Origin of the sequence: Streptomyces sp. GESEQ-35 (assembly GCF_017948485.1) — a bacterium.
Classification (GTDB): domain Bacteria; phylum Actinomycetota; class Actinomycetes; order Streptomycetales; family Streptomycetaceae; genus Streptomyces.
In genome coordinates, this window is the sequence record NZ_JAFFSX010000017.1 from 127778 (window position 1) to 140889 (window position 13112).

1 protein-coding gene is annotated in these 13112 nt (G+C 73.3%); it reads right to left on the reverse strand.

Annotated features, from left to right (window positions below; genetic code table 11):
* Positions 1-3: 3 nt before the first annotated feature.
* A complete protein-coding gene (locus tag KCH87_RS49375; RefSeq protein ID WP_247196994.1) occupies positions 4-13092 on the reverse strand; it encodes an SDR family NAD(P)-dependent oxidoreductase in 13089 nt (4362 codons plus the stop codon).
* Positions 13093-13112: the final 20 nt, after the last annotated feature.

A 13112-nucleotide genomic window follows, 5' to 3' on the forward strand; every position in this document is an offset into this window, starting at 1 on the left:
CCGTCACAACTGCTCCTCGATGAAGGCGAAAAGTTCGTCGTCGTCGGCCGATTCGAGCCGGGGCTCGGCCACCAGGCGGTCCGCGGGGGCCGGTTCGATGCCGGCCGCGGCCACCAGTGCGGCCAGCCGGCGGTGGACGGTCTCGCGGCGGATGTCGTCCTCGGCCAGGGCCGCGAGGGCGGCTTCGAGCGCGTCCAGGCCGGCGAGCGCGGCCTCGCCCGCGTCCCGGCCGCCGCCCCGGGCGACGCGCAGTTCCTCGTCGACGTGTTCGGCGAGCGCCTCGGCGGTCGGGTGGTCGAAGACGACGGCGGCGGCCAGCCGCAGTGCGGTCGCGGCGGTGAGGCGGTTGCGCAGTTCCACGGCGGTGAGTGAGTCGAAGCCGATGTCGCGGAAGGCGCGGGCGGGTTCGACGGCGTCGGGTCCGGTGAAGCCGAGGACGGCGGCGACCTCGGTGCGGACGAGGGCCAGCAGTGCCCGGCGGCGGGCGGCGTCGTCCAGGCCCTCCAGACGCCGGTCCAGTGCCTCGGCTGCGCCCTCGGACGGGACGCCGCCGCCGGTGCGGCCTGCCGATGCGGTCCGGGGTGCGGGGGCGGTGGGGACCAGGGTGCGCAGCAGCGCGGGCACGGCCTCGGTGCCGTGCGCGGCCTGCTCCCGGCGCAGGGCCGGGACGTCCAGGCGCAGGGGAACGAGCAGGGCCTCGTCGCCCGGCGCGGTCAGGGCGCGGTCGAAGAGCGCGAGGCCCTGCTCGTTGCTCATCGGTGCGATGCCGGAGCGCCGCATCCGGCGCAGGTCGGCGTCGGAGAGATGCCCGGTCATGCCGCTGGCCTCGCCCCACAGGCCCCAGGCCAGGGAGGTCGCGGGCAGTCCGGTGGCCCTGCGGTGTGCGGCCAGGGCGTCCAGGAAGGTGTTCGCGGCGGCGTAATTGGCCTGGCCGGGACGGCCGAGGAGGCCGGCGGCGCCGGAGAACAGGACGAACGCGGACAGCGGCAGATGGGCGGTCAGTTCGTGCAGGTGCAGGGCGGCTTCCGCCTTCGGCCGCAGTACGGTGTCCAGCCGCCGCGCGTCGAGGGCGGTGACGGCGCCGTCGTCGAGGACGCCGGCCGCATGGATCACGGCGGTCAGCGGGTGCGCGGCCGGGATGCCCGCGAGGAGCGCCGCCAGCGCGGCACGGTCGCCCGTGTCGCAGGCGGCGATCTCCACCCGGACGCCGAGCCCGGACAACTCCCGCTCCAGCTCCGTGGCCCCGGCGGCGGCCGGCCCACTGCGGCTCACCAGCAGCAGGTGCCGTACACCGTGCACGGTGACGAGGTGCCGGGCGAGCAGCCCACCGAGGGTGCCCGTCGCCCCGGTGACAAGGACGGTGCCCTCAGGATCGAACGGCGCCCCCGGCCCGGTGGTCTCCGCGCTGCGGGTGAGCACGGACGTACGTGTCCCGCCCACGCCATCCGGACCGAACACCGTCACCGACCCCGAGGCCGCCTCACCACGGTGGAACGCAGACGGGTGTGTCCCGCCCGTGCCGTCCGGGTCGGACACCGTCACCGGCTCCGAGGCCGCCTCACCACGGTTGGACGCAGACGGGTGCGTCCCGCCCACGCCGTCCGGACCGAACACCGTCACCGACCCCGAGGCCGCCTCACCACGGTGGAACGCAGACGGGTGCGTCCCGCCCGTGCCGTCCGGGTCGGACCGGATCCCGGTGGCTTCCTCGGTGGGCTCCTCGGTGGGCTCCTCGGTGGGCTCCTCGCGGCGGGCCAGCGTCGGCGTGCGTATCTCGCCGTCGCGCAGGGCCAGTTGAGGGGATCCGGTGCCGAGTGCGGTGGCCAGCGCGGACGTAGAGGCGTCCGTGCCGTCGGTGTCGACGAGGGTGAACCGGCCGGGGTGTTCGGTCTGGGCGGAACGCAGCAGCCCCCACAGGCCGGCGCCCGCGAGTCCGGGCAGGCTCTCCCCGGGGCGGGTGGCGACGGCCCGCTCGGTCAGCACGGCCAGCCGGGTTCCGGCGAGGGGTCCGTCCTGGGCGAGCCATTCCTGGACGAGGGCCAGGCCGTCGCCGGTGATTCGGCGTACGGCGTCCGGGCCGGTGTCCGCCGGGAAGGCCGGGTCGGCGGGGAAGGCCACGACCACGGCGTCCGGCACGGGCGCGCCGACCTCGACGGCGGCCCGCAGCGCGGCCAGGTCGGTGTGGATGTGCTCCGATCCGGCGATCCGGGCGGCGTCGGGGCCGATCACGGCCAGGTGGCGCAGCGGTTCCGTCGCGCCGGTGCCGGGCTGCCAGGCGACCCGGTACAGCGGCGGTTCGGTTCCGGCGGCCCCGAGCAGCGCCTCCAGCCGCTCGCGTTCGACGGCCCGCATGACCAGCGCGTCGAGCGTGAGGACGGGTGAGCCGAAGAGGTCGACGGCCTCCAGCCGGACCGCGCCGTCGCCGGACCGGGTGATCCGTACGCGCAGGGCGTCGGCGCCGGTGGCGTGCAGGGTGATGCCCTGCCAGGCGAAGGGCAGCAGCACGGACCCGTCCGGCACGTCGAGCAGCCCGCCGGCCAGCCACGGCTGTAGGGCCGCGTCCAGCAGGGCCGGGTGCAACCCGTACGCGGTCGCGTCGGCCCGGGCGTCGCCGGGCAGCAGGATCTCGGCGTACACCTCGCCGTCCCCGCGCCATACGGCGTCGATGCCGGAGAAGATCTCCCCGTACTCGTAGCCCAGGTCGGCGAACCGGCCGTACACGTCCGCCGCCTCGATCCGCTCGGTACCGGCCGGCGGCCAGGCCCGTACGGCCCACTCGGCGGCCGGCGCAGGCGCGGCGGCCGGGCTGAGCACTCCGGTTCCGTGCCTGGTCCACCCGGTGGTGGTGTCGTCGTCCTCGGTACGGGAGTGCACGCTCACGCGGCGGCGGCCGCTGTCGTCGGCCGCCTCGACCCGCACCTGGATCTGCGCCGCGCACCCGTCGAGGACGAGGGGCGCCTCCAGGCCCAGCTCCTCCAGGCCGGCGCAGCCGGTCACGGCGGCGGCGTGCAGGGCGAGTTCGACGAAGGCGGTGCCGGGCAGCAGGGTCCGGCCGAAGACGGCGTGGTCGGCGATCCACGGGTGGTCGGTGAGCGAGATCCGGCCCGCGCACACCACCTCGCCGGTGGAGGCGAGCGGCAGCGTGCCGCCCAGCAGGGGGTGCGTCTCCCAGGCCATGCCGAAGCGCGCGGCGGCCGCGTCCCCCACTCCGGCCGGCGAGGTCGGCGCCCAGTAACGCCTGCGCTGGAAGGGGTAGGTGGGCAGGTCGACGGTCTTCGCGCCGGTGCCGTGGAAGAGGACCGCCCAGTCGATGTCGGTGCCGCGCACGAAGAGTTCGGCGGCCGAGGTCAGGAAACGGTCCAGGCCGCCGTGGTCGCGGCGCAGCGTGCCGGTGACGGTCGCGTTCTCGACGGTTTCCTCGATGCCCATCGTCAGCACGGGGTGGGCGCTGCACTCGACGAACGTACCGAAGCCGTCCTCGACGAGGCCGCGTACGGTGTGCTCGAAGCGGACCGGGTTGCGCAGGTTGCGGTACCAGTAGGCGGCGTCCAGGACGGTGGTGTCCGTGAGCAGCCTGCCCTCGACCGTGGAGTAGAACGGGACGTCGGCGCGGCGCGGGGTGACCGGGGCCAGCACGTCCAGGAGTTCGGCCTCGATACGTTCCACGTGCGCGGAGTGCGAGGCGTAGTCGACCGGTACCTGGCGGGCCCGGATGCCGTCCTGCCGCGCCGCCTCCACGAACGCCACGATCGCGTCCGCGTCACCGGCCACCACGGTGGCCGACGGGCCGTTGACGGCCGCAACACCCAGACCGGAGAACGCCGCGAGACGCTCCTCCACGTCCGCCAACGGCAGCGGGATGGCGGCCATACCGCCCAGACCGGCCAACTCCCGCCCGATCACCGCGGCCCGCAAAGCCACCACCCGGGCGGCATCCTCCAACGACAGAGCACCGGACACAGCCGCCGCGGCGATCTCGCCCTGCGAGTGACCCACGACCGCATCCGGAATCACGCCCACCGAACGCCACAGCTCGGCCAGGGAAACCATCACCGCCCAGGTGACCGGCTGGACCACATCCACCCGGTCCAACTCCCGCCCCTCACGGACGACTTCCACCACATCGAAGTCCACGAAGGGAGCGAGGGCATCCGCGCACTCCCGCAGCCTCGCCGCGAACACCGGCGACGACTCCAGCAACCCGGCCCCCATACCGACCCACTGCGTCCCCTGCCCCGGAAACACCAACACCCGCCGACCAGAAGCAGCCGCAACGCCCGCGAACACCGAGGAACCGAGCGTCACTTGACGGTGTTCGAAGACCGATCGCGCGGTGGCGAGTGTGTGGCCGACGTCCAGGGTCCGCAGGTCGCCGTCCCGCTCCAGTCGGGCGCGCAGGCGGTCGGCCTGTTCGCGCAGGCCGGGCGCCGTCTTGGCGGACACCACGAGGGGAACGACCGGGAGTTCGCGGGTCACCGGCTCCTCGGCGGGCTCCACGGCGGGTGCCTGCTCCAGGATCAGGTGGGCGTTCGTGCCGCTCACGCCGAATGCGGACACACCGGCCCGGCGCGGCCGCCCGGTCTCGGGCCACGGCCTGGCCTCGGTGAGCAGTTCGACGGCGCCCGACTCCCAGTCCACCTGCGAGGACGGCACGTCGGCGTGCAGGGTCTTCGGCAGGACGCCCGCCCGCAGGGCCATCACCATCTTGATGACACCGCCGACGCCGGCCGCGGCCTGCGGATGCCCGATGTTGGACTTCAGCGAACCGAGCCACAACGGCTCCGCGCCGGCGGGCCGTCGGCCGTACGTCGCCAGCAGGGCCTGTGCCTCGATCGGGTCACCCAGCCGCGTACCGGTTCCGTGCGCCTCGACCACGTCGACATCCGACGCACCGAGCCCGGCGCCCGCGAGCGCCTGTGCGATGACCCGTTCCTGCGAGGGGCCGTTGGGGGCGGCGAGGCCGTTGCTGGCGCCGTCCTGGTTCACGGCGTGGCCCCGGAGGACGGCGAGCACGGGGTGTCCCCGGCGGACGGCGTCGGAGAGCCGCTCGACCAGGACCATGCCCGCGCCCTCGCCCCAGCTGGTGCCGTCGGCGGCGTCGGAGAAAGCCTTGCTGCGGCCGTCGGCGGCCAGCCCGCGCTGCCGGGAGAACTCCACGAAGAGCCCGGGTGCGGCCATGACGGTGACACCGCCGGCCAGGGCCAGGTCGCACTCCCCCGTCCGCACCGCCTGGGCGGCCAGATGCAGGGCGACCAGCGAGGACGAGCAGGCCGTGTCGATCGAGACCGAGGGGCCTTCCAGGCCCAGCACATAGGAGATGCGCCCGGACACGACGCTCGCGGACTTGCCGGTGAGCAGATAGCCCTCGTGCTCCTCGTCGGCCTCGTGCAGCCGGGAGGCGTACTCCTGGTGCGTGAGGCCCGCGTACACGCCGGTGCGGCTGCCGCGGGCGGAGAGCGGGTCGATGCCCGCGCGCTCCAGGGTCTCCCAGGCGGTCTCCAGGAGGAGCCGCTGCTGCGGGTCCATGGCGAGGGCCTCGCGCGGGCTGATCCCGAAGAACTCGGCGTCGAACTCCGCCGCCTCGTGCAGGAACCCGCCCTCGCGAACGTACGTCGTCCCGCGTCGGCCGTTCTCCGGATCCGGGTCGTACACCTCGTCCAGGTTCCAGCCGCGGTCGACGGGCGCGGCACCGATGACGTCGCGCCCTGCCATGACGAGCTCCCACAACGCCTCGGGCGTGTCGGCCTCACCGGGGTAACGGCAGGCCATGGAGACGATGACGACGGGGTCGGAGTCGTCGGCGGCGGCACGGGGGACGGGCGCGAGCGCCGAGGTCTCGCTCTCTCCTAGGAGCTTGCCCAGCAGGTACTCGGCGAGCAGGGCCGGGTTCGGCCGGTCGAAGACGACGGTGGCGGGCAGGGTCAGACCGGTGGCCGTACTGAGGCGGTTGCGCAGTTCGAGGGCGGTGAGCGAGTCGAAACCGGAGTCCTTGAAGGCACGATCGGCCCGCACGGCGTCGGTGCCGCCGTGCCGCAGCACCGCGGCGGCCTCTGTGCGCACCAACTCGACGAGGACGCGGGTGCGTTCACCGGCGGACAGTCCGGCGAGCCGCCCGGCCAGGCCGTCGGCGGACTCGGCGGCGGCCTGCTGCCGTACGGCCGCCAGGGCGCGGCGGGCCTCGGGCACCGTGTCGAAGAGCGGCCCGGGGCGCAGGGCCGCGGTGCGCGGCGCGAAGTCCGCCCAGTCGACGTCGACGACGGTGACACAGGTGTCACCGAGGTCGAGCGCCCGGTGCAGGGCCTCGATGCCCTGGCCGGGGTCCATGGCCCGGATGCCGCGGCGGCCGAGGCTCTCCTCGCCGGCGCCTTCGGCCATACCGGCGCCGCCCCACAGGCCCCAGGCCACGGAGGTGGCGGGCAGGCCCTCGGCGCGGCGCCGTTCGGCGAGCACGTCGAGCGAGGCGTTGGCGGCGGCGTAGGCGGCCTGGCCGCCGTTGCCCCAGGTGCCGGTGACGGAGGAGAAGAGCACGAAGGCGGACAGGTCCAGGCCGCCGGTCAGTTCGTGCAGATGGTGCGCGGCGTCGGCCTTCGGGGCGCGGACCGCCCGGAAGTCGTCGCCGGAGACCGCACCGATCACGCCGTCGGCGAGAACACCGGCGGTGTGGAAGACGGCGGTCGGCGGGTGCGCGTCGAGGAGTGCGGCGAGCGCGTCCCGGTCGGCGACGTCACAGGCGACGACGGTCACCTCGGCCCCCGACTCCCGCAGTTCCGCGGCCAGTTCGGCCGCACCCGGCGCGTCCGGGCCGCGCCGGCTGGTCAGTACGAGGTGCCGGGCACCCTGCCGTACGGCCCACCGGGCGACCTGGGCGCCGAGGGCGCCGGTGCCACCGGTGACCAGGACGGTGCCGTGGGCGCTCCACCGGGAGCCGGACGTACGGGCACCGCCGGCCGCCCGCGCGACCCGACGGCCGTATGCGCCGGAGGCCCGTACGGCGATCTGGTCCTCGCCCGCCGTCCCGGCCAGGGCGGAGACGACACGGTCGAGGACCCGCCGGTCGGGCTCGGCGGGCAGGTCGACCAACCCGCCCCACAGGGACGGCAGTTCCAGCGCGGCGACCCGGCCGAAGGCCCAGATCTGCGCCCCGATGTCATCGGGCACCTCCCCCGGAGCGACGGATACCGCCTCCCGGGTCAGCGCCCAGAGCAGCGCCGGAGCGACCTCGGCGTCATCAGCGCCCTGGACAAGAGCGAGGCTCGCGAGGACGGACTCCGGGGCACGGTCGAGCGCGAGGAGGGAGAGGATGCCGGTGAGGTCCTCGTACGACGCCAGCCACGCGGCCAGCGTTTCGCGGGTCGCGTCGGCCGGGTCGAGGATCAGGCGGTCGGTGCGGGCGCCGTGACCGGTGAGCGCCGCCTCCAAGGCGTCGGCGGTGCCGTCGTCGAGCGTGTCCGGGACGACGAGGAGCCAGCGGCCGTCGAGGACCGGGGTGCCGGTCTCGGACAGGCCCTTCCATACGGTCCGGTAGCGCCAGGTGTCGGTGCCGTTGGGGGTGAGGGCGGCGGGGGTGACGGGCTCGTGCCAGTAGTGCTCGCGTTGGAAGGGGTAGGTGGGGAGGTCGACTTGACGGGCTCCGGTGCCGTCGAAGAGGGCCGCCCAGTCGATGTCGGTGCCGCGCACGAAGAGGTGGGCTGCGGAGGTCAGGAAGCGGTGCAGGCCGCCTTCGTCGCGACGCAGCGTGCCGGTGACGGTCGCGTTCTCGGCGGTCTCCTCGATGCCCATCGTCAGCACGGGGTGCGCACTGGACTCGACGAACGTACCGAAGCCGCTTTCGGCGAGCTTCCGTACGGTGTGCTCGAAGCGGACCGGGTTGCGCAGGTTGCGATACCAGTACGCGGCGTCCAGGGTGTCGGCGAGTTCGCCGGTGACCGTGGAGTGGAAGGGGATCTGGGGGCGGAGCGGGGTGATCGGGCCCAGCACATCCAGGAGTTCGGCCTCGATACGCTCCACGTGCGCGGAGTGCGAGGCGTAGTCCACCGGAACCTGACGGGCCCGGATGCCCTCCGCCTGGGCGGCGGCCACGAACTCGACGATCGCATCCGCGTCACCGGAGACGACCGTGCTGGACGGGCCGTTGACGGCGGCGATCCCGAGACGCCCGGTCCACGCCTGGAGCCGCTCCTCCACCTCGGCCAACGGCAGCGGAATGGACGCCATGCCACCGAGACCGGCCAGTTCACGTCCGATGACCGCGGCCCGCAGCGCCACCACCCGGGCGGCATCCTCCAACGACAAGGCGCCGGACACAGCGGCCGCGGCGATCTCGCCCTGCGAGTGACCCACCACCGCATCCGGGATCACGCCCAGCGAACGCCACAGCTCAGCCAGGGAAACCATCACCGCCCAGGTGACCGGCTGGACCACATCCACCCGGTCCAACTCCCGCCCCTCACGGACGACTTCCACCACATCGAAGTCCACGAACGGAGCCAGGGCATCCGCGCACTCCCTCAGCCGCCGAGCGAACACCGGCGACGACTCCAGCAGCCCGGCACCCATGCCGACCCACTGAGTCCCCTGCCCCGGAAACACCAACACCCGCCGACCGGACGGGGAAGCAACACCCTCGACGACCTGATCGCCCAGCACCACCCGCCGGTGCTCGAACACCGACCGCGACGACGCCAGACTGAACCCCACGTCCAACAACCGGGGTTCACGGTGATCCCGTATCCGCTCGCCCTGCTCGCGCAGGGCTGTGTCCGACTTGGCGGTGAGGACGAGGGGTACGACGGGCAGGTCCCGGATAGTTTCCGGCCCCGCCTCATCACTGACGGGCGCCTGCTCCAGGATCACGTGCGCATTCGTCCCGCTCACCCCGAACGACGACACACCCGCCCGCCGAGGACGACCGACCTCGGGCCACTCACACTGCTCCGTCAGCAACTCGACAGCACCCGCGTCCCAGTCCACCTCGGACGAAGGGGAACCAATGTGGAGCGACTTCGGCAGCACACCCTCCCGCAACGCCATCACCATCTTGATGACACCGCCCACACCCGCCGCCGCCTGCGCATGCCCGATGTTCGACTTCAACGACCCCAACAACAACGGCCGCTCACGACCCTGCCCATACGTCGCCAGCAGCGCCTGCGCCTCGATCGGATCACCCAGCCTGGTCCCGGTGCCATGCGCCTCGACCGCGTCCACGTCCGCGACCGTGAGCCCCGCGTTCTCCAGCGCCGCACGAATCACCCGCTGCTGCGAAGGCCCGTTCGGCGCCGTCAGACCATTCGACGCACCGTCCTGATTCACCGCCGAACCACGCACCACCGCCAGCACACGATGCCCCCGCCGCACCGCGTCCGACAGCCGCTCCACCAGCAGCACACCCACACCCTCGGCCCAACTGGTGCCATCGGCCGAGTCCGAGAACGCCTTGCTCCGGCCGTCGGTAGCCAACCCTCGCTGCTGCGAGAACTCCACGAACATCCCGGGATTCGCCATCACGGCGGCACCGCCGGCCAGGGCGAGGTCGCACTCACCGGACCGCAGGGACTGCGCGGCCAGATGCAGGGCCACCAGAGAAGAGGAACAGGCCGTGTCGACGGTCACCGCCGGGCCCTCCAGACCCAGCGCGTACGAGATCCGGCCGGACATGACGCTCGCCGTGGTGCCGGTGAGCAGGTAGCCCTCGTAGCCCTGGCCGGACTCGTGCAGCCGGGGTCCGTACTCCTGGGACATGGCGCCGACGAAGACGCCGGTGCGGGAACCGCGCAGCGAGGTCGCCGGAACACCGGCCCGCTCCAGAGCCTCCCACGAGGTCTCCAGCAGCAGCCGCTGCTGCGGATCCATCGCCACCGCCTCACGCGGCGAAATCCCGAAGAAGCCCGCGTCGAACTCCCCTGCCCCGTGCAGGAACCCGCCCTCACGGACGTACGACCGGCCCACCACACCCGGCTCCGGATCGAACAGCCCCTCCACATCCCAACCCCGGTCACCCGGAAACGGCGACACCGCATCCCCACCCGAAGCAACCAGATCCCACAACCCCTCCGGCGAACTCACCCCACCCGGAAAACGGCACGCCATCCCCACGATCGCAACGGCGTCGTCCTGGTCGAGGGCGGGTTGCTCGGGGGGAGCCGGAACGGGTGTGGCGGCGGCCTCCTCGACGGCGGCGTCGCGGATCAGCCGGGCGACGGCGAGGGGGGTCGGGTGGTCGAAGACGAGGGTGGTGGGCAGCCGCAGACCGGTCGCGGACCGCAGCCGGTTGCGCAGTTCGATGCCGTCGACGGACTCGAAGCCCTGGTCCTTGAAGGTGATCCCGGGGACGATCGAGTCGGCGGACGGGCGGTCGGCCACGGCGGCGGCGTGGACCCGCACCAGTTCGAGTACGTGGTCGAGTTGCTCGTCGGCGGAGCGTCCCCGCAGTTCGCGGCTGAGCAGGGTCTCCTCGGTGTCGGGCGCGGAGGGCGCGGAGGCCACGGAGGCCACGGAGGTCACGGTCTGCTCGTCGGCGTCCATGGCGGACAGCCAGTAGGGGCGGCGCTGGAAGGCGTAGGTGGGCAGGTCGACGTTCTTCGCGCCGGTGCCGTCGAAGAGGGCCGCCCAGTCGATGTCGGTGCCGCGCACGAAGAGTTCGGCGGCCGAGGTCAGGAACCGCTCCAGGCCTCCGTCGTCACGCCGCAGCGAGCCGGTGACCAGCGCGTCGGCGCCGGCGCTGTCGGCGGTCTCCTCGATGCCCATGGTCAGCACGGGGTGGGCGCTGGACTCGACGAACGTACCGAAGCCGTCCTCGATGAGACCGCGCACGGTCTCCTCGAAGCGGACGGGGTTGCGCAGGTTGCGATACCAGTAGGCGGCGTCCAGAGTGTCGGCGAGCTCGCCGGTGACCGTGGAGTGGAAGGGGATCTGGGGGCGGAGCGGCGTGATCGGGCCCAGCACATCCAGGAGTTCGGCCTCGATGCGTTCCACGTGTGCGGAGTGCGAGGCGTAGTCCACCGGTACTTGGCGGGCCCGGACGCCCTCCTCACGGGCAGCCGCGACGAACTCGACGATCGCGTCCGCGTCACCGGATACGACTGTGGCCGAGGGGCCGTTGACGGCCGCAACACCCAGACCGGAGATCGCTGCGAGACGCTCCTCCACCTCGGCCAACGGCAGCGAGATGGAGGCCATGCCGCCCAGACCGGCCAACTCACGCCCGATCAAGGCAGCCCGCAAAGCCACCACCCGGGCGGCATCCTCCAGCGACAGAGCGCCGGACACAGCCGCCGCGGCGATCTCACCTTGCGAGTGACCCACCACCGCATCCGGAAGAACCCCCACCGAACGCCACAGCTCAGCCAGGGAAACCATCACCGCCCAGGTGACCGGCTGGACCACATCCACCCGGTCCAACTCCCGCCCCTCACGCACGACTTCGACCACATCGAAGTCCACGAACGGAGCCAGGGCGTCAGCGCACTCCCGAAGCCGCGCCGCGAACACCGGCGACGACTCCAGCAACCCGGCCCCCATACCGACCCACTGCGTCCCCTGACCCGGAAACACCAACACCCGCCGACCGGACGCGGACGCGATGCCGTGCACGGCGGATCGTTCCAGGCGGGTCAGGAGTTCCTCGCGGTCGGCGGCCAGGACGACGGCCCGGTGGCCGAAGACCGTGCGGGAGGCGGCGAGGGTCCAGGCGATGTCCAGGAGGTCCGGTTCCGGGGCGTGTTCGACGTGGGCGCTGAGCTGTGCGGCCTGGTCGCGGAGGGCTTCGGCGGTGCGGCCGGAGACGACCACCGGCAGCACGGGGAGTCGGTGGGCGGCGGGGGCCGGTTCGGTCTGCGGTGCCTGTTCCAGCACGAGGTGGGCGTTGGTGCCGCCCATGCCGAAGGAGGAGACGCCGGCGAGGCGGCGCTGTCCGGACGGTTCGTGCCAGGGCTCGAGTTCGGTCTGGACGCGCAGGTTGAGGGCGTCGAGCGGGATGTCCGGGTTGGGGGTCTCGTAGTTGAGGCTGGGCGGCAGTTCGCCCTCGCGGACGGCGAGGGCGGCCTTGAGCAGGCCGACGATGCCGGCGGCGCCTTCGAGGTGGCCGACGTTGGTCTTGGCGGATCCGACGGCGAGCGGGCCGGTGCCGGGGGCGCGGGCCGCGCCGAGTACGGCGCCGAGGGCGGCCGCCTCGACGGGGTCCCCGGCGCGGGTGCCGGTGCCGTGGAGTTCGACGTAGCGGACGCGGTCGGCGGGGACCTGGGCCCGCTCGTACGCCTCGCGGAGCAGGACCTGTTGGGCCGTGCGGTCGGGGGTGGTGAGGCTGGGGCCGCCGCCGTCGTTGTTGACGGCGCCGCCCTTGATGACGCAGTGCACCCGGTCGCCGTCGGCGAGGGCGCGGCCGAGTGGCTTGAGGACGACGGCCGCGCCGCCCTCGCCGCGTACGTAGCCGTTGGCGCGGGCGTCGAAGGTGTGGCAGCGGCCGTCCGGGGACAGGGCGCCCATCAGTTCCATGGCGGTGGTGCTGTCCTCGGTGAGGACGAGGTTGACGCCGCCGACGAGGGCAAGGTCGGTCTCGCCGCGGCGCAGGCTCTCGCAGGCGAGGTGGACGGCGACCAGCGCGGAGGACTGGGCGGTGTCGACGGCCATGCTCGGGCCGCGCAGGCCGAGGAGGTAGGAGAGGCGGTTGGCGGTCATCGCCCGGTGCTGTCCGGCCGCGCTGTGCCCGCCGGCGGTGGCGGTGCGGCGGGCCAGGGTGGCGTAGTCGTCGGAGGCGATGCCGACGTAGACGCCGGTGCGGGTGCCGTGCAGGCGGGCGGGGACGATGCCCGCGTGTTCCAGGGCCTCCCAGCCGAGTTCGAGCACGAGGCGCTGCTGGGGGTCGGTGGCGGCGGCCTGGGCCGCGCTCATGCCGAAGAACTCCGCGTCGAATTCCGCGTGGTTCTCCAGTGCGGCCCGCCAGGTGCCGTCGGGCTGCCGGGTGACGGTGTGGCCGCCGGTGCGCAGCAGCCGCAGGAATTCCTCGACGGTGGCGGCTCCGGGGAGCCGGCACGCCATCCCGACGACGGCTATGTCGTTGTCACCCACGTACTGCCCGGCGTTCTTGGGGGTCATTGATTCTCCATAGCCAGAGA